Consider the following 23,341-nt stretch of genomic DNA (forward strand, 5'->3'; position numbering starts at 1 on the left):
AAAATCAAGAACTCAATTAGCTATTGACTTACATTTAGCCGAACAAAACCTTCTACCCTATGCAATCAACGCTTACTTTCCGGGCTTTTCTGGCCCTGACAGCCCTCCTGCCGTTCGCTGCAGCTGCGCAAACCAATTACGTGGCCAATACGCCCAACTCGGTCGTGCCCAGCACCAACAATACGCTGGTTGGCCCGAGTGCGGGTAATCTGATCATGAGTGGCGACAACAACACCTTTCTGGGCACCAATGCGGGCCGGTCGAATACTTCCGGCCAGAGCAATGCGTTTGTGGGTTCCAGCGCGGGCTACAGCAACACCAGCGGCAGCTATAACTCGTATGTCGGCACCTTTGCCGGCTACTACACCACAACCGGCAGCTACAATGTTTTTTCCGGAATTGCGGCTGGCAACAACAACACGTCGGGCAGCAACAACGTCTTCACGGGCGCCAACGCCGGGCGCAACAATACTTCGGGCAGTAACAATACCTTTCTGGGCTATTATGCCGGCTACAACAACCTGACGGCCAGCAACAATATCCTGGTCGGGTATCAGGCCGGCTACTACACCAACGGCCGCAGCAACGTTGCCCTCGGCGTCCGGGCGCTTTACATCAATCAGTCGGGCTCCAACAATACGGTCCTGGGCGACTCGGCGGGTTATTCCAGCAACGCATCGGGGAACGTCATGCTCGGCAGCAAAGCAGGCTATTCGAACCAGACCAGCACCCAGAATACATTTGTGGGCTACCAGGCCGGTTACAGTTCGACAGGGCCCTCGAACACCTTTATCGGCTACGCAGCCGGGCGCGCCAACACCTCGGGGCAGTTCAACACGTTTGTCGGTGTACAGGCGGGCTTATCGAACACGACCGGCGCGTCGAACTTCATAATGGGCACGAATGCAGGCAGCAGCAATACCACCGGTTCGGCCAATTTTTTTCTGGGCGATAACGCCGGGGGCCAGAATACCACGGGCGGTTACAATGTCTATTTAGGCGCGAATGCCGGCAACGGCGCGGGCGTCAACGGCGACAACAACGTAGCCATCGGTTTTGAAAGCGGCCGGGCCAATAGCGCGGGAGCAACCAACCTGTTTGTAGGTTTCCGGGCCGACGCGGGCGCTAACGGACTCACCAACGCAACGGCCCTTGGCCCCAACGCAAAAGTGAACGTAAGCAACGCGCTGGTGCTTGGCAACGGCGCAAACGTAGGCATCGGCACCTCGGCTCCAACCACCCGCCTGCAGGTAACCAGCGGCACCAGCGGGCAGTCGGGCCTTCGCTTCGAGAACCTGACCTCGGCCACTGTACCCGTTACTTCGGCCAGCAAGTTCCTGACCGTTGATGGCAACGGCAATGTAATTCTGGCCAATTCGGTTAGCGGGACGCGCGTTGGCGATTCATCCGTTGAGAGCCTGTGGCAGCGTAACGGTCAGTTTCTGCAGAGCACCAAAGGGGAAGCCATCATCATTGGTCAGGGCGTGGGCAAGACACCGGCCGGTTACCGGCTTTACGTGGAACAGGGTATCCTGACCGAGAAGGTAAAGGTGGCCGTCAAGAATACCAGCGAGTGGTCGGACTACGTCTTTGCTGATGATTACCGCTTAAAAAGTTTGACGGAAGTCAGTCGGTACGTTTGGGCCAACAAACACCTGCCGGGCGTTCCCTCGGCCGCTGCGGTAGTTCAGGACGGCATCGACGTCGGCAAAATGACCGCTACCCTGCTGGAAAAAATCGAAGAACTGACGCTCTACAGCATCCAGCTGGAAAACGAATTGAAGTCGGCCAATCAGAAACATCGGCAGGTTAGCCAGCAGCAGGAAAGTCGCTTACAGGCCATGGAGCAGCGCCAGGCTGAACTGGAAAATCGGCTGAAAACGCTTAGCCAAAAGCCCGCCAATCAGAAGTAATTCCCTGACTACGTCCGTCAAAAAAGCCGGAACCTTCGATTCCGGCTTTTTTGACGGGGTTGAATCAGTATGGATACCTCCCGAATGACTTTTTATATAAAGCATTACGATTCTGGCAACGGCCCTGACGGGCCCGAAGCGAACAATACCCGAAACCATCGATTCAAATGTATCACTTTCACATTGACCGTCGTAAGTTCCTGCAGGGAACTACCGCATCGCTCGCGCTGTCGGCCCTGAGCGCCAGCGGCATGAAGACTGACTTCTTTAACCAGGCAAAGACCTACCGTGTGGCCCTGATTGGCACCGGCTGGTATGGCAAAAGCGATTTGTTCCGGCTGATTCAGGTCGCTCCGGTTGAAGTGGTGGCACTCTGCGACGTAGATAAGAACATGCTGGATGGAGCCGCCAAACTGGTTAGCCAGCGTCAGAAGTCCGGCAAGACACCGAAGCTCTACGGCGACTACCGGAAGATGCTGGCCGAAAACAAGCTGGACATCGTACTCATCGGCACCCCCGACCACTGGCACGCCCTACAAACTATCGACGCGGTGAAATCCGGCGCTCACGTTTACGTTCAGAAGCCAATCAGCGTCGACGTCATCGAAGGGGAAGCCATGGTGGCTGCGGCCCGTAAATACAACAAAGTCGTTCAGGTAGGTACGCAGCGCAAAAGCACTCCTCACCTGATCGACGCGAAAAAGAACATTGTTGATGCGGGTCTGCTGGGCAAAGTGTCCCACGTGGATATGTGCTGCTACCTGCACATGCGCAACAACGGCAATCCGCCGGTGCAGCCCGTTCCGGAGTTCCTGGACTACGAAATGTGGACCGGACCGGCCCCCATGCGGCCATACGACGGTCTGCCGCACGTTCGTTGGTGGCGTACATTCATGGAATACGGCAACGGCATCATGGGCGATATGTGCATCCATATGTTCGATACAGTACGCTGGATGCTGAAGCTGGGCTGGCCTACCCGCATCAGCTCGACGGGTGGTATCTACGTCCAGAAAGATGGTAAGTCAAACATCCCCGATACGCAGTCGGCTCTGTTTGAGTACCCCGACCTGAACTGCTCGTGGGAGCAACGCTCCTGGGGGACGGCCGTCAACCCCGACTATCCCTGGTCGTTTACGCTATATGGCGATAAGGGCACCTTGTGGGCCAGCACCATGCAGTATGATTTTATTCCCGTAGGCAAGGGCGAGAAGATTCACAAGGACGTTGTCTACGAAAAGGAAAAATATCCGGAAGACGTGACCGAGCCAACCAACCCGAAAATTGAGTTGAACGCGGCCCCGGCTACGCGCCTGCACATGCTCGACTTCCTGAACGCCATTGAACACAACAGCCGTCCGGTGGCCGACATCGAGGAAGGACACATTTCGACGGCCAGCTGCATTCTGGCGAATCTGTCCATGCAAACCGGTCGCCCGATGGTTTATGATCCGCAGAAGCGCGAAGTGGTAGGCGATAAGGAAGCGACCAAACTACTACAGCGGCCGTACCGTTCGGGCTGGGTGCACCCTGATCCTAAACGTGTTTAACAGCCTACAGAGAATGACGTATTGCTATAAAGCCGGCCTGTTTGCAGCGGCTCTCCTTACCATAGCGGGGCATGCCTTTGGGTTGCAGAACGAGGCCCCTAAACTTGATTCGGCAAGAGTCGTTGCGCCCGGCGCTCAGCCCAGGCAGATTTCCAGTCAGTTTACGTTTACCGAGGGCCCGGCCGTCGATAAGAAGGGGGTAATTTATTTTACCGATCAGCCCAACGACAAAATCTGGAAGTTTGACACCGACGGGAAGCTGTCGCTTTTCATGGACAAGACCGGCCGCTCAAATGGCCTGTATTTCGACAAGAAAGGCAACCTGATTTCCTGTGCCGACGAGAAAGATGAACTCTGGTCGATCAGCCCGAAGAAAAAGGTTACGGTGCTGCTGAAGAACTACCAGGGTCAGCGGCTCAATGGCCCGAATGATCTCTGGATAGATTCCAAAGGCGGAATCTATTTCACCGACCCTTACTACCAGCGGGACTACTGGGATCGAAAGAAGCCGGACATCGACGGCCAGAAAGTGTACTACCTGCCGAAAGGCAAACAGGAAGCCACGCTGGTTGCCGACGATCTGGTGCAGCCCAACGGGATTGTAGGCACCCCCGACGGTAAATTTCTTTACGTCGCTGATATTCGGGCCAACAAGACCTACAAGTACCAGATCAATGCCGATGGCAGCCTGAGTAATCGCCAGTTGTTTGTCGAGCAGGGTTCGGATGGTATGACGCTGGATGAACAGGGCAACGTGTACCTGTCGGGCCGGGGCGTAACGGTCTATGATCCGAGCGGTAAAAAGATAACCAACATTCCCGTTCCCTCGCGCTGGGTTGGCAACCTGTGTTTTGGCGGCAAGGACCGGCGTACGTTGTTCATTACCGCAACCGAGTCGGTCTATACGCTGCCCATGCAGGTCAGGGGCGTCGAATAAAACAACGGGCGACTTAACAAACCGGTCGAAACTGAGACAGCTTGTAGACTCAGTTTCAACCGGTTTACTTGCTTTTACGTAAGCGATGTAGTAGCTTTTGTACGGTAACGCATACCGTTATGGAAGCAAGCCTCTACTCACTCATCGTTGGTCTGTCGCTGTTATTCGTCACGGGCCACACGCTCGCTCAAAAGCCCGTCAGCGGCCTAAAGGGCGAGTATTTCAACGGGCCAAACTTCGAGAAAAAAGTGTGTACCCGCACCGACCCGCAGATCAATTTCCGCTGGGACTGGGCAAGTGAACCGGCGCCGGGGGTTCAGCGGGAATACTTTTCGGTACGCTGGACCGGTAAGCTGTATGCGCCAACGTCGGGCGTCTATCATTTCAGCGCGCTCGTCGACGATGGCGTTCGCGTTTGGGTGGGCAACCAGAAGGTCCTTGACGAGTGGCGCAAACAGGACGACAGCAATTTCATCGGGTCAATCCGGCTCCGGGGTAAGCAATGGTACGACCTGAAAGTCGAATATTACAACGACTGGAAAGGCAGCGTCATTCAACTGTTCTGGGCCCAGCCTAACGACCAACGAATTGGCCTGATTTCGCAGAGTATCTATCGAACGATTATTCCGGGCGACTATCTGGCGCTGCCCACTCCTTCCCGCAAGCCAGTGGCAGTACGGCCCGCCCAAGTCGCTGCGGCTCCTCCCCGAAAAGCCGCCAATCAGCCGATAGACAGGTCAACGCCGGTTGTTAACGCCCCGGCTAAAAAATCCCTGGCGGCATTCGCGCGGGTAAGCACCGTAAAAGCCGATCATGAACCCGCCGAAGCAGCATCCGAGCCGGTAGCGGCAAAACCATTCGTGATGCCGGAGCGGGGTAAAACGCTGGTCTTGCAGCAGGTTCGATTTGAACAGAGCAGCTACGTGCTGCTTTCCGAATCCTTTCCGTTTCTGAATCAGCTGGCGAAGGCCCTGAAAGAGAATCCGGCTTTACGTATTGAGATTAGCGGCCATACCGACAACGTGGGCGACCCGCGATTGAACCAGACCTTATCCGAATACCGGGCCAAACAGGTTGCCTCCTATCTGATTCGACAGGGTGTTGCCGAGGGCCGCCTGGAAGCGAGGGGCTACGGCAGCACACGGCCCCTGTTCGACAATAGCATTGCTGCCGAACAGGCCCGCAACCGACGGGTTGAAATCAAACTGCTCTGACCCGAATTCCCTAACAACCCTTAGCCAATGGACACCACACGACGCCGTTTTTTTGCGCTGCTGTCGGCTCTGCCGCTGTTCAGCTTTTTCTCGACCGTCAACTACCGACGGTCTGTAACTTTACTGCCAACGCCCCCCTGCGACGACCACGACGAGCCCACGCCACCGCTGGAAGAGGGGCCGTTTTATTCGCCCCGATCGCCCGAACGGAACAGCCTGCTCGAACAGGGTATGGCCGGCACTCCGCTCGTGCTGAGTGGCCAAGTGCTGAACACCAATTGCAAACCCGTCGCCAATGTGCTGCTGGACTGGTGGCAGGCCGACAACGGGGGTGAATATGACAATAAAGGTTTCCGGCTGCGCGGGCATCAGTACTCTGACCGCAATGGGCGTTTCCAGCTGGAAACCATCGTTCCCGGTCTGTATCCCGGCCGTACGCGGCATCTGCACGTAAAGGTACAGGCTCCAAACCAGCGTATTCTGACTACGCAGTTGTTCTTCCCCGACGAGCCGCATAACCAGCGCGACCGGATTTTCGACCCTGCTCTGCTGATGGCCATCCGCCAGAAAGGTGACACGCAACGGGCCGATTATACGTTCGTCGTGAACGCCTGAACAAGCTACTGCACACTCCTTACGTAAAAGCCTCGTTATGAATCGTTCATAGCGAGGCTTTTACGTAGTTTAATTTACTTACCAGTTAGCCGACTTTAGCGACATCGCCTGCGTGTCGTTCGGGCCGTCGCGCAGCACTAACTGCTTCTGTCCCTGCACCGTTACGGTTTCGTAGTAGAACGTACTGGATTTTAACTCACTGGGCCTGGCGTCACGCTTAAAATTGCTGTTTGGATAGCAGGAATAGAAACCCCGGTAATTTCCACTGGAGGGCGTCAGGGTAAACGACTGCTCCGCTTCGTTAAATTTAACTTTGCCCTTGAAGTACGAAAAGGCTTCAGTGCGGCAGCTATAGCTGGTGGTGGAGTTGATGACGTATTCTTCAAATTCGCCGTTGGGCTTAAAGTCCAGGACGAACGCCTGCTCGTATGGTTTTCCCTGATAACTTCCGTCGTAACCCCAGAAGTTGCTCATGGAAAACGTACCCCACATCCATTTTCCGGAAACGTCGCCCGGTACGTTGCTTTGAATGGCGGGGTCGATCCTGTCCGAATTGGGTGTGCAGGCAATGGACAGCGATAGAATCGCAAACAGGGTAAACAGATGTTTTTTCATGGTTCAAAAGAGGATTTGTTGTTAAAAAAGATCAGATAAGAACTGCATTCGGAACTACCGGCTTCCCTTCCCGGCCTTTCAGCACGACGACGGCCAGCAGCGACCAGGCAATGATTGTATGCAGGACGACAAACGGAAACGTGAAGTCATTCGGAGGAAGCAGCTTCGTGGCCATAGCCACTGGAAACCACAGTCCGCAGAGCAGGGGCACGAACCGTTGCCAGCCAGTCAGGCGGTTAGCTATGATGACCGTTAGGCCATAAATCAGCATCAGGACGTTGCTCAGCGGCCAGAACATATCCAGCCGCCAGAAGAGCGTGGATTTATTTGTCGGGGCAACCAGTTGCCAGACGTTCGAAAGGTTGGCGATAGTCAGGAAGCCAAGAATGACTAGCGGAAAGACCCGGCCAAAGCGGCTGTTACCCGCAACCTTCATCCGTTGTAGGGCGACCATACTACACATCCAGGCCGTAATATAGATCAGTCCCCAGACGCCCGTAAACCAGGAATCGGCCAGCGATTTGTCTTGTTGCTCGACCCATATGCCAAGCCCCATACTTGGTGCGCCCAGCAAGGCCAGCGCTCCCAGCGTTTTGTTGTTCATTGGAGTTGTTGTTTTATTGGTTAAAAGAAATGAAAACGTATGATCAGCCCCCCAGCCATTTCTTGAACTCCGGCGCGCGGTCGCGACTCACGAAGAGCATTTCGTTGATAGCGGGCTTCAGGGTAAGTTTCAATTTGCCGTTCAGGTGCACATACACGCCGGTAACCGCCGGTCGGGCAACTAAATACTGGCGGCTGGCCCGAAAGAACTGCCGCTCGTCGATCTGCAGCTCAACCTCCTCCAGCGTCTGGTCAACTGGGAAGTAGCGGCCGTCGTGGGCTTTCAGAAACGTAACGCGGTCTTCGCTGTAGAAGTAAGCCACTTCATCCACCCCAACCGAAATCAGTCGCTGCCCCTGCCGAACCAGGAAGTGCTCCCGGTGCGTGAGCGAGGTCGGGGCCGTGGCACGGCGGAGCTCATCAATCAGCGCGTTTACGTCGAAGGTCGGTGTCACCGATTTATAGACCTGGCTGAGCTGCCGGAATTTCGTCAGGCTGTTGTGCAGTTCTTCGCGCTGGATGGGTTTAAGCAGGTAATCAATACTATGGACTTTGAAAGCACGCAGGGCATATTCATCGTAGGCCGTCGTGAAAATGACCGGACACGTAATCTCCACTTCCTGAAAGATTTCGAAGCTCTGCCCGTCAACCAGTTCAATATCCATCAGAATCAGGTCAGGGTCGTCGGGACCGGCTTTGTGCGTCTGCAGAAACTGAACGCTGGCGTCAACGCTATCGGCCCAGCCGACTATCCGGGCGTCGGGGTCGATTTGCCGGATCAGTTCTCTGATGCGCTCGGCCGCCACCACTTCGTCTTCAATAATAAACAGGTTCATAGGGCAGTTGACGGAATAAGTGGAACTTTCACCGTAAAGTATGTCGGCTCTTCCAACACGATCACGTTGGGTTGATTTAACAGTTTATATTTTGCCGCGATGTTGGCCAGTCCCGTGCCGGTAGTGGGTACGCTGACGCGCTTCTGCTGCCGATTGTTCGACACCGTCAGCCACTGGCCGTCTTCCACCTCAATCCGCACGCTCAGCGGTTTACTGATCGACACCTGATTATGCTTAACGGCGTTCTCGAGCAGGATTTGTAGCGTCAGCGGTGGAATCAGGTGGTTTTCGTATTCCTCCCCAATTGTTGTGGCAAGCTTAATGCCCTGCCCAAACCGCGTCTGCAACAGAAAGAAATAAGCCTGCGTAAACTGCAGTTCGCCAGTCAGTGCGATCAACTCTTTTTCGTTGCTCTGTAGCAGATAGCGGTAAACTTTCGACAGCTCGGCGATGAATTTTACCGCCTGCGTCTGATCTTTCTCGACCAGAGCCGTCAGTGTGTTCAGGCTATTGAACAGAAAATGCGGCTTCACCTGATTCTTGAGCGAGTCCAGCTGACTCATCAGATTCGCTTTTTTAAGCTGTTCGGCTTCCTGATTTGCTTTTTGCCAGGCTTCCATATAGATCAGGAGTTCGTAAAATGCGGCCGTCAGCGCTCCGTACAGATAGGTGTAGAACAGCCCGAAGATGTGAAAAAACAGCGGTGTCGACTCCCGAGAAAAGAACTGTTCGAAGATCACCGCCCGCAGGCCGTACACCCCTCCCATTACCAGCAGAAGCATCAAAGCCTCCTGACCGAACCGCCACCCCGAGAGCGCACTGAGCGGATACCGGCGATGCATGTACAGAACCACGGCCCGGCTCGACTCCCAGATCAGGACGGCGGCTATCAGCGTGTTGTCGAACACCAGTATAAGCGGTACGGTGCCGCGCCAGATTTCTCCACTCATCAACCCGAACCGCAGCGTGGCGACAATGACAATGCCGACAAGGCGAATCCAGCCATCGTTTACTAATTTCATCAGTGACGTTTACGGGGTTAGGTGCGTACTCAGGTTAAAGTTTGTTGTTCACAGTTCAGCAGGTTTGCAGCAACAACTCCGGGATGGCGATACAAAACAAATCGATGGCTGTGGCGTAACCAACGCGGCCCTGTTCGACTTGTCGACTGTCTTGCCCGAGTCGTCCATAAGCGCGACTGAGTCGTCACGATGGCTTGCCGGTGAAGCGTGTTTAGGGGTATCTTTTACGGTATCGGCGCGCAGCCAGCAGGAAGCTTAAATGAGCTGGTTTTCGACCGCTACCCGCACCAGAGCGGCTGTATTTTTGACTCCGAACTTGGCCAGAAGGTTCTTTCGGTGACTATCGACGGTGAGTGGGCTTACGAAGAGCTTGTCGGCGATTTCGTGATTGGTCAGACCTTCGGCGATGCAGGCCAGCACTTCTTTTTCGCGGGAAGTCAGCAGCGGAACTGGTTTGGGTGTCGGACCCGACAGCAGCACCTGCGAAACCTCCTGACTCAGATACATGCGCCCGGCCTGCGCCTGCCGGATGGCCTCGATCAGCTCATCGCTCGATACGCTTTTCAGCACGTAACCCGACGCGCCCTGCTCGATCATGCGGGTGATGTAGCTCCGCTCCTTGAAGGTACTCATCGCCAGAATTTTCAGGGTCGGAAACTCGGCTTTCAATTTCTGGCAGAGGTCGATGCCGCTAAGATCAGGGAGGTTTATATCCAGCAGCACTACGTCGGCGCGATTGGCTTTGAGGAACGCCATCGCCGAAAAGGCATCGTTCACCGTTCCGACCACCTCAACGCTGTCGGCAGCGGCCAGCAGGGCCTTTACGCCCTCAATGACCATCGGGTGGTCATCTACGATCAGAATCTTCGTCATTCGCTTCGCGTCTATTGGTAGGCATTCAGGATCATTCGGCTGTCAGCAATGAATGGCCCTGAACGATTAGGAAACCATAAACTCAACATGAACCGCCGTCCCTTTTCCGGGAGCTGATTCAACTTCCAGCGTACCGTTCAGGTAATCGACCCGGGAGCGGATATTGAGCCAGCCGATTCCCTGCTGTTGAGCCAGATTGGCCGTATCGAACCCCCTGCCGTTGTCTTCGACCGTCAGGTGGAAGCGTTCGCCATCCCGAATGAGCTGCACGAGCGTCTGGCTGGCCCCCGCGTGTTTCTGGACGTTGTTGAGCAGTTCCTGCACAATTCGAAATACGATAATTTCGGTGGCTTGCGGCAACCGTTCGCTCAATCCGAACGTCTGGTAATCAATTTGTTGCCCGCCCGGCCGATTCAGGTAATCGACGTAATCCTGCAGGGCGTCTTTCAGCCCAAAGCGAACCAGCGCTTCGGGCATCATGTTGCGGGCCACCCGGCGCAGTTCCTGAATTGAGGTTTCGAGATTGTCGATAACCCGTTCAAACGTCTGTGCCGCTGCCTCGGGAATAATCTGATTTCCGTTCATAGCCATAAGAGATGATTTGATACCCGACAGCATACCGCCCAGACCGTCGTGCAGGTCGCGGGCCAGTCGGCTCCGTTCTTCTTCCTGTCCCCGCAGAATTCCTTCGGCGGCCGACAGTTGCTTTTCCTGCTCTAACTGTTTGATTTTCTGCTCGCTAATTTGATGCGCCTGTTCGGCCAGCCGCTGTTTGTTCCGGGTGTTTCGGTAATACAAACTGCCAATGATGCCTAGTAAGACCAGCAAGGCCGCCAGCCCCGCAATCAACAGATTTTTTCGCTGGAGCGACAGTTGCTGAATCTGCTGCTGCTGACGTAAGGCGCTGATCTGCGCCGTCTTCTGCCTGGTCTGGTATTGGGTTTCAAGCTCCTGCGTTGCCCGCAGTACCGTTTCGTTGCTGATTCGGGTACGGATGTCCTGCCATTTCTGTCGCCACTGGTCACCTTCCCGCAGTCGCCCACGACCGATTTCAATATCGGACAGTAGCAGATACAGGTTCGTTACGTACTCGTTGTACTGGTTTTTCTCGGCAATCTGACGCGCCTGCTGGGTTAGGTCGTAGGCCGGTTCCCATTCTTTTTTCCAGTAATGCTCCAGCGCAATACCGTGCAGCGCCCACATTTCGATTTCATGATTCTGGTTGGCACGTGCCAGTTTCAGCGACTGATCGTAATAGTCAAGGGCTTTGGGGACATTGCCTTCATGGCTGAAAATATCGGCCAGATTCGACAGCAGAGATGCTTCCAGATACGGGTCCTGGGTTTGTCGGGCGAACCGCAGTCCTTTCTGAAAATAATAGCGGCTTTTAGAGAGTTGTTTCAGCACCAGATAGATCTCTCCAACGCGCTGGCAGTTATAACCGGCCGCGTTGATCGCTCCTACGTTTTCGGCCCGCTCAATCACCCGCAGGCCATACGTAAGGGCTTTGGTGTACTCCCGCAGATCAATGTACAGCTTAACAATATTGCCTTCAATGGTAATGGGGAAATGAACCGGCACTACCGCCTGATTCACTTCAGTTAGGGCATTCAGATAGTTTTCCAGGGCCAGTCGCTGTTCACCTTTGGCAGTGTGCACGTTACCAATGTAGTTATACAAGGCCCCCAGCGTTTTATGCGCTTTCAGGGGGCGGGCCAGACGGATGGCCGTATCGCAGTTCTTCAAGACCTGATCATACTTCCCTTCGATGTACAGGTAATAGTTGTAGTTGGCGAGGCAGTTGGCCACGCCCAGCGCGTAATTGGTTTTGCGGCTCAGGGCCATGGCTTTGTCGATCCAGGGGCGCGACTCAGTGGCCGTGTAATACAGCTTGCCAATATCCAGCAGGGTCTGCACCCGGGCCGAATCGGTCCGGGCCTGCTCCAGAATGCGCAGCAGACTGTCCCGGCGGGCCTCAGACTGGGCCGCGCAAAGCCGGGCGGTCAGGCCCATCAGCAGGAACAGAGAGAGGATACGTGGTCGCATCGGCTTCGGGCTTATTTCCAGTCAAGTTTTTCACTTTTTAGGTCTCTTCCAAGCCTTCACCGCAAAATCCCCTTTTTCGGGGAGAAAAAATCCCTGCTTTTACGGGATTGATTCACAGCGGTTTAGCAAGCGAACTTTGCATCGTCAGCGACGAACTAAACCCGTTGAACCAGCCAATCATGAAAACAAATCAAGAAATCGTACAGGCCATTTACGAAGCCTTCGGACAGGGGAACATCCCAGCTATTCTGGACCACCTTGCCGACGATGTGCAATGGGAATCCTGGGCCGATAACTCGGCTCAGCAACAGAACGTCCCCTGGCTGAAAGCCCGCCAGGGGAAAGAAGCAGTACCTGAATTTTTCAGTATCGTGGGCCAGTTGAACCTTACCGATTTTCAGGTATTATCCATCATGGCAGGTGGCAATCAGGTAGCCGCCGAGATCATCGTCGAAACGGCTTCCTCGGCCCTGGCGACGAGCTTCCGCGACGAGGAAATGCACCTGTGGACCTTCAACGACGAAGGAAAAGTAACCCGCCTGCGCCATTACACGGATACGTTCAAACACATTCAGGCGGCTAAAGCAGCTACGACTGTACCGGCATAACCTTCTATTCCTAAACCCTTAGCAACAATGACTTCCCGTGCAAACCAGCCACGCGCCCATGCAATTGTGATGGGTGCCAGCCTCGGCGGACTCATGACCGCCCGCGCCCTGAGCCACCATTTTCAGAAGGTAACCCTGATCGAACGGGATGTGGTGAACCGTCAGCCCGAATCGCGGCAGGGCCAACCTCAGACCCGCCATCTGCACGGGCTGCTGCCCGGTGGCTTCCGGATTATGATGGATTATTTTCCGGACCTCCGGCAAGCCCTGGCCGACGCCGGTGCCAACGTGTGCGATTTTGCCAATACGATGACCTGGTTCACCCACGGCGGCTACCGGAAAAGTTTCGACATGAATCTGCCCGCCGTTACGATGAGCCGCCCGCTGCTGGAGCACCTCATCCGGGAGCGCGTGCTGGCTCTGCCCAATGTTCAACTAATCGACAACTGTTCGGTACAACGTCTGGACACCGACGCCGACCGGCAACGGGTAACCGGCCTAACCGTGCTGCACAAGACGAGCCGGCAACTGGACTCGCTGACCGCCGATCTGGTGATCGACGCAACAGGGCGGGGTTCGAGAAGCCCGCAGTGGCTGGGCGAGCTGGGCTACGACGCCCCGCCCGTCAGCGAGGTTAAAGTAAAAGTAGGCTACACGACCCGCATCTATGAACGCGACCCGAACGACCGCCTGACAAACCACTGGATTCTCTGCACGCCTGCTGCCCCGAGCGAACGGCGGTTTGGTGGTCTGTTCCCCGTCGAAGGAAATCGCTGGGTCGTAACCGTCGGTGGCTGGCATGGCGACAGCGCCCCGGTCGATGAACCGGGTTTTCTGGAATTCGCCAGGAGTCTGCCGGCTACCGATATTTATGACATCATCAGCCGCAGTGAACCGCTTTCCGATCCCATTCCGTACCGGTTCCCGTCGAGTCTGCGCCGTCATTATGAACGTCTGAACCGGTTTCCGCTGGGCTATCTGGTCCTGGGCGATGCCATCTCCAGCTTCAACCCTACTTACGGCCAGGGCATGACGTCGGCCACGATGCAGGCCGCTGCTCTGGACAGGCTTCTTGCCGACAACCCTTCCGACGAGAAGCTGGCGAAAACTTTTTTCCAGCGGGCCGCCAAAGTCGTGGACATTCCGTGGCAACTGACAGTGGGCGAAGACTTCCGCTATCCGGAAACCGAAGGTCCAAAACCCGCTGCCGTCGATTTTCTCAATAAATACGTTTCCCGCGTTCAGCGCGCTACACTGCGCGACGAGGTAGTCTGCGCGGCTTTCCTGCGGGTGATGAGCCTGTTGAAGCCGCCCACATCGCTGTTTCACCCGCGAATTCTCTGGCGGGTCATGACGGCTGCCTGATGCTATTGTATTCTCAAACCCTTAATCAATAATCCAATGAAAACGAACAGCACAAAAAAGTCTATTCTTTTAACCGCTTTACTGGCAACGGGTCTGACGATGGCTCAGGGCACAGCCAACGCCGACAACTTCGACAGCATTCTGGCCCGGAAACGAACGTCGCCGACAGAATCGGCTTTAGTGGCAGATTCTCTCGAGGAACGAAACAAAAAGCTTACCCGGGAGGCATATGAGGCCATTGCCAGGCGCGACCTCGACAAATTCATTACGTATATCGCCGACAATGCCATCGACTATGGTATTGGGCCAACGCCTGTTCAGGGCAAAGCGGCCATTATAGCAGGCTTAAAAGATTTCTTCAGTGCCTTTCCCGATTACACGGTTATCGTAAGTGGCATAGCCGCCGACGGCAACAAAGTTTACGTGCAGAATACCTTTAAAGGCACGCAGAAAGGTGCGATCGGGATGATTCCGGCGACGGGAAAACCCGTGATCTGGAACGATGTGGACATCCTGGAATTTGATCAGAGCGGTAAAATCTCCGCCCACTGGGCCAATAACCCCAACGCCGTGCTGGACCAGATTGGCTTCCACAGTTTTTCTAATCCGAACACGGCGGTCGTTATGAACGGCTATGCACTGTTTGGCAAGGGCGATATTGCGGGTATCCTCGCAGCCTGCGCCGACGATGTGGTCTGGGATACGTCGGAGAGCCCTTCCGCGGCTGTCGCCCGGGTTTACAAAGGCAAAACTGAGCTGGCCGCGTTTTTCAAAGCGTTGGCCACTAACGTGCAGATCACCAAGTTTCAGCCGTACCGCTTCCTGGCCGATGGCGATGATGTCGTTACGTTCATTAACACCGAATATAAGCTGAAAGGCTCGCCAAAGCCGTTTAAAGTGACGGTTATCCACCACTTCGTTGTGCGCGATGGTAAGATTGTTTTCAGCAAAGAAATCATGGATAAGCCGCAGGCCGTAACGGTAGCCGTCAAATAGATTACCATTGACCGTACCATCCTCTTTTCTGCAGACCAACCGTCGATGCTGAGCAATATCAGAAATTGGTCGATAAGGCAGGTTTTGGTATTCGGCACTTAGGCCACCAGGCTCTATTTTGCGGATAATCGACGGCTTAAAACGCTGACGTGCCAGAGTACGGAGCCCCTTTACGAAAACTCTTGACAATCAATCGTAAGCACTTGTTTGCCAAGAGTTTTCGTAAATTTCATACAAAACAGAACCTGAGATTTATCCGGCCGGTTCTGCCTTTCCCGAAACGACTCCTATACCCCTTTCAAACTATGAAACCCGTACAACTCGCAGCTGACCTCGACAGCTACCCCAACCTGGTTGTTATTTACCTCGGCATGACCCACGATTCGTTCAAAGGGCTTCGAACCATGTTCAAAATCGGTCCGCAGATTCAGAAAGCGGTGGATGCTAAGCCCGAAGGACTGTTGCGGCACGAACAATTGTTTTTTGGCTTTGCCCCGCTCCATCTCGGTATGCGTCAGTACTGGCGGGATTTCGAATCCATGGAAAACTGGACACGCGCCCTGCCGCATCAGGGCTGGTGGAAAGATTTTATGAAAGACCCGCAGGGTACGCGCTTCTGGCACGAGGCCTACTGCATGAAAGGCGGTATGGAAGGCGTCTATTTAAACATTGACAACGTAGGTTTTCTGCAATTTGCCCCGAAAGTCGAGAAAGCCGGGCGTATGTTCTCTTCCCGCGACCGGCTTAACCTCAAAAGCGATACACCCATGCCCACGCCTGTTTATACGGAAGCCGATTTAAAGAAGCTGTGAAATCTAATACGAACGCTTATCATTTTGTTACGCACTGGCACCTTGCCGCTTCGCCCGAAGAGGTGTATCGGACGCTTGAGGATGTCAATTCACTGCCGCAGTGGTGGCCCTCAGTTTATCTCGACGTAAACGTGCGTGAAAAAGGGCAACCCGGCGGAGTCGGGAAAGTAGTGGAACTGTTCACCAAAGGCTGGCTGCCCTATACGTTACGCTGGACATTCCGGGTAACGCACACGAGTTTTCCCCAGGGCTTTTCACTCGAAGCCTATGGCGATTTTGAAGGGCGGGGCATCTGGACCTTTACGCCCGAAGAGTCGGGTACGCACGTCACCTACGACTGGCGGATCGAAGCCCAGAAGCCGCTTTTGAAGAAGTTCTCGTGGTTGTTAAAACCTGTTTTTTCGATGAACCACGAATGGGCAATGCGGAAAGGACTGGAAAGTCTTATCCTTGAACTGCGCCGACGCCGGGGCGAGGTCCATGTGCCGAACCCGCCTAAACCAACCTTCCCGCATAATCGAACGAACAATCAATTATTGTGATCATTTCCAGAACCTCTTACCGATCATGAAACGGTGTTTGGTTTTCCTGATTCCGCTGGCACTCGCCGGTTGGGTGTTAACTGATTTGCTGATACCCCGACAGGTTAATCTGCGGCATTTTGAACCTGAAGAAGTTGCCCGACTGGACGGCGCCATGTGGCGGTCTTATTACGAGAAAAAACCGCTGCTACTGTTCTGGCAGTCGGCCAGACTCATTCGGGAGCAGATGAATGCTCCGTTCTGGCGGTCATTTATTATCGCCTACCATGCCGCCAAGGCCGCTTTCCTCTTTAAGAACGGCAGTAGTCGTCTGGATTATAACCAGGCCTTACCCGATCTGGAAGCGTTCTATACGGCTATCGGCAATCTCAGCGACCAGCCGCTGAACGTAACGGCCACCGCCCGCAACGAACTGGAGTGGTGGATAATCCGACGCGAACGTAAGCAACACCCACCCGCCGAATGGGCCGCCCTGCAGGCGCAGATAGCCGCGGACCTGTACCACATTCCCGTTGCCAGCTGTTTAAAATACGGTCAGTTAAGAACCGAAGCCATGGTGTTCCGCGATCACAAAGGTGAGGCCATTACCGAATCCGACTGGCAGCACGTTGACAGCCTTTTGAACCAGTCCTGGCAGTCGCTGGCCAAATCCCTGAGTTGACCCAGCAAGCCGGACTGGTACCTGCACACTCACTGACCTTCGAGCGTTACCGAATCCGGCACGGCAATGGGCGCGGCCAGTTCGGTTAACTTATCCGTCTGGGCTACGAAGTGCGTAACAAGCGGAGGATTCGGGCCGACATGAAACTGACGGACCATGCGCTCAACGGCAACATCATCCTGCGTAAACCGCTGATGCTGGCGCAGATGCTCGCCCCAGGAAGCAACCGTAAAGAACTCGACCTGCCGTTCGGGCTGGGCTATATCGGTGAACACCCCAACCCGCAAGGCGCCGTCCCGCAGCCGGACTCGTTTCAGGTCTTCGACCGCTTTGAGGAAGGCGGGTAGTGTAGCCGGATTGATGCGGTATTCAATCATGACCACTACCGGTCCTTCTTCGGGATCAACCCTGGCCAGATTGTCGGGGTCAGTCCAAGTGTTGGCTGGCGCCAGGTTTAACTGTTCCCCCTGGTTAATCGGAAACGGTATCGCCAGCAGCGTGCTCAACAGCAACCAGCCGGCTGCAGCTCCGAGCGCGGTTTCCAGACCAAACCGGCTGGCCACACTACCCCAGATCAAGCTGCCGAACGCCATGCCGCCCTGAAAGACGAGCAGGTAAATGCTCAGTACCCGCGCCTGCACCCACTTGGGCAAATTGAGTTGCACCGATACGTTGAAACTGGTCAGGGTCAACAGCCAGCAAACGCCGGCTACGTACATGATTGGATAAAGAAAGGTCACGGAAGGCAGCACGCCCAGCGACACCGTCGCCAGCGCGAAGCCAAACAGCCCTACCAGAATCCGCCGGTTGGTGGTCAGCATCCGTCGGATGGAATCCATCAGTAGCGCACCACTGACGGCCCCGGCGCCCAGACACGATAGAAGGGTACCGTAAGTGCCCGCTTCGAGCTGAAATTTGCGGGCAATAACCAGCGACAGCAAGGCCCACAAAGCACTGGCCCCAAACGTAAATGCCGACGCCCGAATGAGGATGGCATGAATCGATGGCGAAAACTGGACGTAACGCAGTCCCGCCCGCAGGGCATTGACGAAATTTTCGCTCGGCAGATTCGACAGCACAGCCGGGCGTCGCCAGCGGTACAGCACCCAGCACGTTCCCAGAAACGACAGACTATTCAGCAGAAAGACGTAGCCCGGTGAGTAGTAAGCGATAATCAGCCCACCCACCGCCGGGCCAACGGCGCGGGCCGCGTTGATACTAACGCCGTTGAGCGTCAGGGTTGCAGGCAGCAGGTTACGTGGTACCAGTTCAGAAGCTACTGTTTGCCAGGCCGGCGCGTTGAAAGCCGCACCAATCCCGAGTACAAACGTCAGAAACAGCACCGACCAGCTTGTTGACACGCCCGACAACGTCATCAGCGCTAAGGTCAGAGCCGCAGTTGCCATGAACAACTGGGTCACCAGCAGCAGCCGACGACGGTCCAGCAAATCGGCAATGACGCCCGCCGGAATACTCAGCAGGAACACGGGCAGGCTCGTAGCCGTCTGCATCAGGGCAACCAACACCGATGAGGTTGATAAGGTCGTGATAAGCCATACACCAGCCGTGTTCTGCATCCAGGTTCCAATGTTGGAAACAAACGCAGCAATCCACACGGCTCTGAACATACTCACCGAAAAAGCCTGCCAGATAGTAGGCGGTTTCTCGGCTGGCACGTCGGTGTCGATGGTTTTCATAGACTCGGTTTATTCAGCGCAAATGCCGGCGCAACAGCTTACTTATCGACCATCTGCGGTTGCTCTTCCGGTTGGTTCTCCTCAGCCTTTTTCTGATCGGCGTTCTTTTTAAGCTGCTCCAGCCCTTTCTTTCCATAGGCCAGCCGGGTGATGCTCACGTATAACACCGGCACGATGAAAATGGCCAGCGAAGTAGCCGCCAGCATCCCGCCCAGTACCGTCCGGCCAATGGTGACCCGCGCCACAGCACCCGCGCCACTGGCAATGGCCAGCGGAAACACACCCAGAATAAACGCCAGCGAGGTCATCAGGATCGGGCGCAGCCGAAGCCGCACGGCCTCAATGGTGGATTCCAGCAGATCTTCGCCCCGGTCGACGCGCTCCTTGGCAAACTCCACAATCAGAATGGCGTTTTTAGCGGCCAGACCGATGAGCGTAATCAACCCAATCTGCGCGTAGATGTTGTTGTTCAGGTACGGGAACAGCGTCAGGGCCAGAATAGCCCCCAGCGCGCCAATGGGCACCGACAGCAGGACCGAAAATGGCACCGACCAGCTTTCGTAGAGAGCGGCCAGGAACAGAAAGACGAACCCAATCGACAGCGCGAAAATGAAGACCGAGCTGTTACCCGCGTTAATCTCTTCGCGGCTTAGTCCCGAGAAATCATAGGAATACCCGGCGGGCAGCACCTTATCGGCCACTTCACGCAGGGCGTCGATGGCCTGGCTGCTGCTGTAACCGGCCTTGGCGCCCCCGTTCAGCTCGACCGAACGGAAGAGGTTGAAGTGCGAAATCAGCGGAGCGTTTTCGATAATGCTCGTCTTGATGACCGTACTGATCGGAATCAGCTGCCCACCCGAATTGCGGACGTAGAACTGGTTCAGCCCTTTTATATCGGTTCGATAAGACGTATCGGCCTGCGCGACAACCCGGAATTTACGCCCGTAAATAATGAAGTCGTTGACGTACTGACTACCCAGATAGGTTTGAATTGTTCTGTACACATTACTCACCGAAACACCAAGCTTCTTCGCTTTTTCGCGATCCACTTCAACGCGGTAGGCGGGTGTTTTGGCCGTAAAGTACGTAAACGCCCGCCCAATCTCCGGTCGTTTGTTGGCTTCGGCAATGAAGTTCTGCACGACACCGTCGAACGCCCGGACGTCGTCGTTGGTCTCCCGCTGCTGAATCTCGAAGGTAAAGCCCGAACTCTGGCCCAGCCCCGGAATAGCCGGTGGCTGAAGCACCTGCAGCCGAGCGTCGTTCAGATCCGCCAGCGCCCGCTGGAGCTTGCCAACCAGCGAATCGGCCTGCATATCACGTTCCTTCCGCTCTGCCCACGGTTTTAACTGAATAAACACCGTTCCGCTGTTTGATTTCGACGCAAACGTAATGGCGTTCAATCCACCCAGGGCAGAGAAGTGGGCTACATAAGGTTGCTGTTTCAGGGTTTGCATGATGCGGTTAAGCACCACCAGACTGCGCGCAGTTGAAGCTGCTTCGGGAATTTCGTAGGTTACAATCAGACGTCCTTCATCTTCCGTCGGGATAAAGCCTGTCGGCTTGGCCCGGAACAGCAGACCCGTTCCGACGTAAAGCACAATCAACCCAACAATGACCAGCGGAGTAGCTTTGATAAGCCGCTGAACGGCATTCGAGTAGCGGGTCGTGACGCGCTCAAACCACTGGTTGAACTTATAGAAAAACTTGTTCAGCCCTTTCGCGTTTTCGTCGATATGCTGGGGCCGAAGCAGGATCGTACAGAGTGCCGGGGTAAGCGACAGAGCGACAAAGGCCGAAATCAGCACTGAAACGGCGATGGTGATGGCAAACTGCTGATACAGCCGTCCGACAATCCCCGGTATAAAACCGACCGGCACGAACACGGCCGCCAGAATCAGGGCGATGGCGATAACCGGCGCCGATATTTCGCGCATAGCATCCAGCGTAGCCTCCTTCGGTGATTTTCCTTTGTCGATGTTGGCCTGGACGGCCTCCACGACCACAATGGCATCATCCACAACAATACCAATAGCTAGCACGAACGCAAAGAGCGTGAGCGTATTAATGGTAAAGCCAAGCGGCACGAACAGGGCAAAGGTGCCGACAATAGAGACCGGAATCGCCAGCAGCGTAATGAGCGTAGCCCGCCAGCTTTGCAGGAACAGAAACACCACCAGCACCACCAGTACCAGCGCTTCGAGCAGCGTTTTAACCACCTCCGAAATCGACACCTGAATAACCGATACCGATTCGAAGGGAACGACGTACTCAATATCATTCGGGAAGTTTTTTTTCAGGTTTTCCATTGCGGCATAGACGCCTTCGGCCGTAGCCAGGGCGTTACTGCCGGGCAGCTGATACACCAGCAGGTAAGCCGCCCGCTTGCCGTCCACAAACGAGTTGCTGGCGTAAGAGAACTTGCCTAACTGCACCCGCGCTACGTCTTTCAGATACACCAGCGAACCCCGCGCCGGATCGCTGCGGACAATGATATTGTTAAATTCCTCTTCTTTACTGAGCCGGCTGTTGGTGAAGACGGTGTACTCAAACGCCTGCGTCGACGGTTGTGGCGATCCACCAATGGACCCACCGGCCACCTGTAGGTTCTGCTCCTGCAAAGCGGCCACAACCTCATCGGACGTAATGCCGAGCTGAGCCAGACGGTCGGGCTTCAGCCAGATCCGCATACTGAAATCATCAGCCCGGCTGAAAATGTCGCCCACGCCCTGTACCCGCAGCAGAGCGTCGCGGATATAAATGTTGGCGTAGTTATCCAGAAACGAGACGTTGTGAGTGCCCTTCGGCGAATAAATCGCCACCAGCATAAACAAAGACGGGTTCCGTTTCCGGACCGTTACGCCCAGCTGGTTCACTTCTTCGGGCAACTGCGGCTCGGCAATACCAACGCGGTTCTGCACGTCCAGCGCGGCAATGTTTACGTCCGTGCCGACGTCGAACGTTACGTTCATACTCATGCGGCCGTCGTTCGTCGCGTTGGTTTGCACGTAACTCATGCCCGGTGTTCCATTCACCTGGGTTTCGATGGGGGTTGCAACGGTCTGCTCCACCGTCTGCGCATCGGCACCGGTATAGGTACCGGTTACCTGAACCACCGGGGGCGTAATGTCAGGGTACTGGCTGACAGGCAGGCTCAGCAGCGACAGCACGCCCAGTGCCACAATGACGACAGACGCCACGATGGCCGTAACAGGTCGGTTGATGAATATTTCTGCGAACATAATCTCTTGTTTGAGCGATTGAGCGAATGAATGATTGAGTGATCTGGTATTTCACTCAATCATTCATTCGCTCAATCACAAATTACTTACCTTTACAACGGCCCCTTCCCGGATCTTCTGAGTACCCTCCGTTACAATCAGCTCACCTTCGTTCAGGCCATTTTGAACCACAACCTTATCGTTGATACGGGCCCCGAGCGTTACCTTTTTTTGAGTCACCTTGCTACTGTCACCAACCACAAACACGAAGAATTCGCTCATCTGCTCCGTTACGGCCTTATAGGGAATCAGGAGTTGCGGCTGATCGGTGCTGTTTTTCACCCGCACATTGCCGTTCAGACCAACTTTCAGTTCCTTATCCGGATTAGGGAATGCAATCCGGACCCGAAGCGTGCCGGTCTGCGGATCAACGGCCCGGTCCACAATACGGACCTCGCCGGGGTATTTGTATTGACTGCCGTCGGGCAGCATGAGAATAAACGTAGAATCACGGGCTGCCTTTTTCTGGTTCTGGAGTCTCAGGAACCGCGGAATCTGCGTTGCATCGACCTGAATATCGGCCGCAACCGGATCATCGGCCGAGATGGTGTTCAGGGGCGTCGAGCCGGGAGCTACTGCCGCGCCAAGCCGCACCTGCGAAATGCCGATGGTACCGTCCAGAGGGGCGTAGATTGTTGTGTATTTAAGGTTGGTGGCCACCTGCCGGATGTTGGCCTGAGCCGCGGCAACCTGCATCCGGGCTGCTTCGAGAGTGGCCGTCGCGTTGTCTACCACCTGCCGGGCAATGGCGTCCTGCTGCGCAAGCGTATTATAGCGGTCGGCGTCTTTCTGGGCGCGGTTGAGGTTCGCCCGCTGCACGTTCAGGTTCGCCACCGCCTGGTCGTATCCCGCCCGGTACTGCTGCGGATCAATGGTGTACAGCTTCTGCCCTTTCCGTACGCGCTGCCCATCCTCAAAGAAAATCCCCGTAATATTTCCCGATACCTGCGGCTGAATCTCTACTTCTCGCAGAGCCGTTACCGTGGCCGGGAACTCGTCATAATAAGTTGCATTGCCTTTGATCGCCCGCACGGCCGTAACGGCCGTTGGTGGAGGAGCCTGCTGTTGCTGATCATTTTTTTTCTCCCCGCAGGCCGTCAGAAACAACCCGCCACCGGCAATTAAGATAAACTTGATGTGGTTTTTCATAGTACC

At 55.2% G+C, this 23,341-nt stretch carries 21 protein-coding genes; 12 read left to right on the forward strand and 9 right to left on the reverse strand.

Translation table 11 applies throughout. The features are described 5' to 3' along the window. Nucleotides 1–59 precede the first annotated feature (59 nt). The 5 genes from HNV11_RS14655 (at nt 60) to HNV11_RS14675 (ending at nt 6,229) form a co-directional block, all read left to right on the forward strand. Complete coding sequence (locus HNV11_RS14655; protein ID WP_240163452.1) at nt 60–1,913, forward strand: autotransporter outer membrane beta-barrel domain-containing protein; 1,854 nt, start codon at nt 60–62, stop codon at nt 1,911–1,913. Nucleotides 1,914–2,080: 167 nt separating this feature from the next. Then, nucleotides 2,081–3,463 carry a Gfo/Idh/MocA family protein gene (locus HNV11_RS14660; RefSeq protein WP_171740375.1) on the forward strand — a complete coding sequence of 461 codons (1,383 nt, stop codon included), beginning with the start codon at nt 2,081–2,083 and terminating at the stop codon, nt 3,461–3,463. Nucleotides 3,464–3,476: 13 nt separating this feature from the next. Next, nucleotides 3,477–4,400: an SMP-30/gluconolactonase/LRE family protein gene (locus HNV11_RS14665; protein WP_171740376.1), complete on the forward strand. Its 924-nt coding sequence runs from the start codon at nt 3,477–3,479 to the stop codon at nt 4,398–4,400. Nucleotides 4,401–4,519: 119 nt separating this feature from the next. Then, nucleotides 4,520–5,614 carry a PA14 domain-containing protein gene (locus HNV11_RS14670; RefSeq protein ID WP_171740377.1) on the forward strand — a complete coding sequence of 365 codons (1,095 nt, stop codon included), beginning with the start codon at nt 4,520–4,522 and terminating at the stop codon, nt 5,612–5,614. A 27-nt stretch (nt 5,615–5,641) separates the two neighbouring features. Next, a complete protein-coding gene (locus HNV11_RS14675; RefSeq protein ID WP_171740378.1) occupies nt 5,642–6,229 on the forward strand; it encodes a dioxygenase family protein in 588 nt (195 codons plus the stop codon). 78 nt (nt 6,230–6,307) lie between these two features. Here the strand turns inward: HNV11_RS14675 and HNV11_RS14680 are convergent, their stop codons facing one another. From HNV11_RS14680 to HNV11_RS14695, 4 genes are read right to left on the reverse strand one after another with little or no spacing between them, the layout of a single operon-like run. Continuing rightward, complete coding sequence (locus tag HNV11_RS14680) at nt 6,308–6,844, reverse strand: hypothetical protein (protein ID WP_171740379.1); 537 nt, start codon at nt 6,842–6,844, stop codon at nt 6,308–6,310. A gap of 31 nt (nt 6,845–6,875) precedes the next feature. Continuing rightward, the gene (locus HNV11_RS14685) at nt 6,876–7,448 is read right to left on the reverse strand and encodes a hypothetical protein (protein ID WP_171740380.1); all 573 of its coding nucleotides are present in this window, start codon (nt 7,446–7,448) and stop codon (nt 6,876–6,878) included. Between the two features lie 43 nt (nt 7,449–7,491). Next, a complete protein-coding gene (locus tag HNV11_RS14690) occupies nt 7,492–8,283 on the reverse strand; it encodes a LytR/AlgR family response regulator transcription factor (protein WP_171740381.1) in 792 nt (263 codons plus the stop codon). Continuing rightward, nucleotides 8,280–9,305, reverse strand: a complete 1,026-nt coding sequence (locus HNV11_RS14695; RefSeq protein WP_171740382.1) for a sensor histidine kinase — start codon at nt 9,303–9,305, stop codon at nt 8,280–8,282. The genes HNV11_RS14690 and HNV11_RS14695 overlap by 4 nt, the downstream gene beginning before the upstream one ends. A gap of 64 nt (nt 9,306–9,369) precedes the next feature. On the opposite strand from HNV11_RS14695, the gene HNV11_RS14700 reads away from it, so the two are divergent. Further along, nucleotides 9,370–9,564, forward strand: coding sequence for a hypothetical protein (locus HNV11_RS14700; RefSeq protein ID WP_171740383.1), 195 nt, complete (start codon nt 9,370–9,372; stop codon nt 9,562–9,564). Here the strand turns inward: HNV11_RS14700 and HNV11_RS14705 are convergent. Continuing rightward, a complete protein-coding gene (locus tag HNV11_RS14705) occupies nt 9,561–10,178 on the reverse strand; it encodes a response regulator (protein WP_171740384.1) in 618 nt (205 codons plus the stop codon). The genes HNV11_RS14700 and HNV11_RS14705 overlap by 4 nt on opposite strands. A 66-nt stretch (nt 10,179–10,244) precedes the next feature. Then, complete coding sequence (locus HNV11_RS14710; protein WP_171740385.1) at nt 10,245–12,224, reverse strand: tetratricopeptide repeat-containing sensor histidine kinase; 1,980 nt, start codon at nt 12,222–12,224, stop codon at nt 10,245–10,247. A 179-nt stretch (nt 12,225–12,403) separates the two neighbouring features. Between HNV11_RS14710 and HNV11_RS14715 the strand changes: the two genes are divergently transcribed. The 6 genes from HNV11_RS14715 (at nt 12,404) to HNV11_RS14740 (ending at nt 17,208) form a co-directional block, all read left to right on the forward strand. Next, a complete protein-coding gene (locus tag HNV11_RS14715) occupies nt 12,404–12,832 on the forward strand; it encodes a nuclear transport factor 2 family protein (protein ID WP_171740386.1) in 429 nt (142 codons plus the stop codon). Between the two features lie 27 nt (nt 12,833–12,859). Then, the gene (locus HNV11_RS14720; RefSeq protein WP_171740387.1) at nt 12,860–14,197 is read left to right on the forward strand and encodes an NAD(P)/FAD-dependent oxidoreductase; all 1,338 of its coding nucleotides are present in this window, start codon (nt 12,860–12,862) and stop codon (nt 14,195–14,197) included. A 36-nt stretch (nt 14,198–14,233) separates the two neighbouring features. After that, nucleotides 14,234–15,193: a nuclear transport factor 2 family protein gene (locus HNV11_RS14725; protein WP_171740388.1), complete on the forward strand. Its 960-nt coding sequence runs from the start codon at nt 14,234–14,236 to the stop codon at nt 15,191–15,193. Between the two features lie 305 nt (nt 15,194–15,498). Further along, entirely contained in the window at nt 15,499–16,005 is a 507-nt protein-coding gene (locus HNV11_RS14730) for a monooxygenase family protein (RefSeq protein WP_171740389.1), read from the forward strand. Continuing rightward, nucleotides 16,002–16,547 (forward strand): SRPBCC family protein, encoded by a 546-nt coding sequence (locus HNV11_RS14735; protein WP_171740390.1) that lies wholly within the window; start codon nt 16,002–16,004, stop codon nt 16,545–16,547. Before HNV11_RS14730 ends, HNV11_RS14735 begins: the two co-directional genes overlap by 4 nt. A gap of 25 nt (nt 16,548–16,572) precedes the next feature. Continuing rightward, entirely contained in the window at nt 16,573–17,208 is a 636-nt protein-coding gene (locus HNV11_RS14740; protein ID WP_171740391.1) for a hypothetical protein, read from the forward strand. Nucleotides 17,209–17,237: 29 nt separating this feature from the next. Here HNV11_RS14740 and HNV11_RS14745 read toward each other — a convergent pair whose 3' ends face one another. From HNV11_RS14745 to HNV11_RS14755, 3 genes are all read right to left on the reverse strand, one after another. Beyond that, nucleotides 17,238–18,905 (reverse strand): MFS transporter, encoded by a 1,668-nt coding sequence (locus tag HNV11_RS14745; RefSeq protein ID WP_171740392.1) that lies wholly within the window; start codon nt 18,903–18,905, stop codon nt 17,238–17,240. Nucleotides 18,906–18,943: 38 nt separating this feature from the next. Beyond that, nucleotides 18,944–22,147: an efflux RND transporter permease subunit gene (locus HNV11_RS14750; protein ID WP_171740393.1), complete on the reverse strand. Its 3,204-nt coding sequence runs from the start codon at nt 22,145–22,147 to the stop codon at nt 18,944–18,946. Between the two features lie 75 nt (nt 22,148–22,222). Beyond that, nucleotides 22,223–23,335 carry an efflux RND transporter periplasmic adaptor subunit gene (locus HNV11_RS14755; protein WP_171740394.1) on the reverse strand — a complete coding sequence of 371 codons (1,113 nt, stop codon included), beginning with the start codon at nt 23,333–23,335 and terminating at the stop codon, nt 22,223–22,225. Between the last annotated feature and the right edge of the window lie 6 nt (nt 23,336–23,341).

Origin of the sequence: Spirosoma taeanense, from assembly GCF_013127955.1 — a bacterium.
Taxonomy (GTDB): Bacteria; Bacteroidota; Bacteroidia; order Cytophagales; family Spirosomataceae; genus Spirosoma; species Spirosoma taeanense.

What these genes read in the sequence shown, in the direction of transcription:
- HNV11_RS14710 (WP_171740385.1), bottom strand. Translation starts at nt 12,224, where the DNA reads ATGCGACCACGTATCCTCTCTCTGTTCCTGCTGATGGGCCTGACCGCC.
- HNV11_RS14740 (WP_171740391.1), top strand. Translation starts at nt 16,573, where the DNA reads ATGAAACGGTGTTTGGTTTTCCTGATTCCGCTGGCACTCGCCGGTTGG.
- HNV11_RS14675 (WP_171740378.1), top strand. Translation starts at nt 5,642, where the DNA reads ATGGACACCACACGACGCCGTTTTTTTGCGCTGCTGTCGGCTCTGCCG.
- HNV11_RS14685 (WP_171740380.1), bottom strand. Translation starts at nt 7,448, where the DNA reads ATGAACAACAAAACGCTGGGAGCGCTGGCCTTGCTGGGCGCACCAAGT.
- HNV11_RS14730 (WP_171740389.1), top strand. Translation starts at nt 15,499, where the DNA reads ATGAAACCCGTACAACTCGCAGCTGACCTCGACAGCTACCCCAACCTG.
- HNV11_RS14705 (WP_171740384.1), bottom strand. Translation starts at nt 10,178, where the DNA reads ATGACGAAGATTCTGATCGTAGATGACCACCCGATGGTCATTGAGGGC.
- HNV11_RS14750 (WP_171740393.1), bottom strand. Translation starts at nt 22,147, where the DNA reads ATGTTCGCAGAAATATTCATCAACCGACCTGTTACGGCCATCGTGGCG.
- HNV11_RS14720 (WP_171740387.1), top strand. Translation starts at nt 12,860, where the DNA reads ATGACTTCCCGTGCAAACCAGCCACGCGCCCATGCAATTGTGATGGGT.
- HNV11_RS14665 (WP_171740376.1), top strand. Translation starts at nt 3,477, where the DNA reads ATGACGTATTGCTATAAAGCCGGCCTGTTTGCAGCGGCTCTCCTTACC.
- HNV11_RS14690 (WP_171740381.1), bottom strand. Translation starts at nt 8,283, where the DNA reads ATGAACCTGTTTATTATTGAAGACGAAGTGGTGGCGGCCGAGCGCATC.
- HNV11_RS14715 (WP_171740386.1), top strand. Translation starts at nt 12,404, where the DNA reads ATGAAAACAAATCAAGAAATCGTACAGGCCATTTACGAAGCCTTCGGA.
- HNV11_RS14680 (WP_171740379.1), bottom strand. Translation starts at nt 6,844, where the DNA reads ATGAAAAAACATCTGTTTACCCTGTTTGCGATTCTATCGCTGTCCATT.
- HNV11_RS14725 (WP_171740388.1), top strand. Translation starts at nt 14,234, where the DNA reads ATGAAAACGAACAGCACAAAAAAGTCTATTCTTTTAACCGCTTTACTG.
- HNV11_RS14670 (WP_171740377.1), top strand. Translation starts at nt 4,520, where the DNA reads ATGGAAGCAAGCCTCTACTCACTCATCGTTGGTCTGTCGCTGTTATTC.
- HNV11_RS14660 (WP_171740375.1), top strand. Translation starts at nt 2,081, where the DNA reads ATGTATCACTTTCACATTGACCGTCGTAAGTTCCTGCAGGGAACTACC.
- HNV11_RS14655 (WP_240163452.1), top strand. Translation starts at nt 60, where the DNA reads ATGCAATCAACGCTTACTTTCCGGGCTTTTCTGGCCCTGACAGCCCTC.
- HNV11_RS14695 (WP_171740382.1), bottom strand. Translation starts at nt 9,305, where the DNA reads ATGAAATTAGTAAACGATGGCTGGATTCGCCTTGTCGGCATTGTCATT.
- HNV11_RS14745 (WP_171740392.1), bottom strand. Translation starts at nt 18,905, where the DNA reads ATGAAAACCATCGACACCGACGTGCCAGCCGAGAAACCGCCTACTATC.
- HNV11_RS14755 (WP_171740394.1), bottom strand. Translation starts at nt 23,335, where the DNA reads ATGAAAAACCACATCAAGTTTATCTTAATTGCCGGTGGCGGGTTGTTT.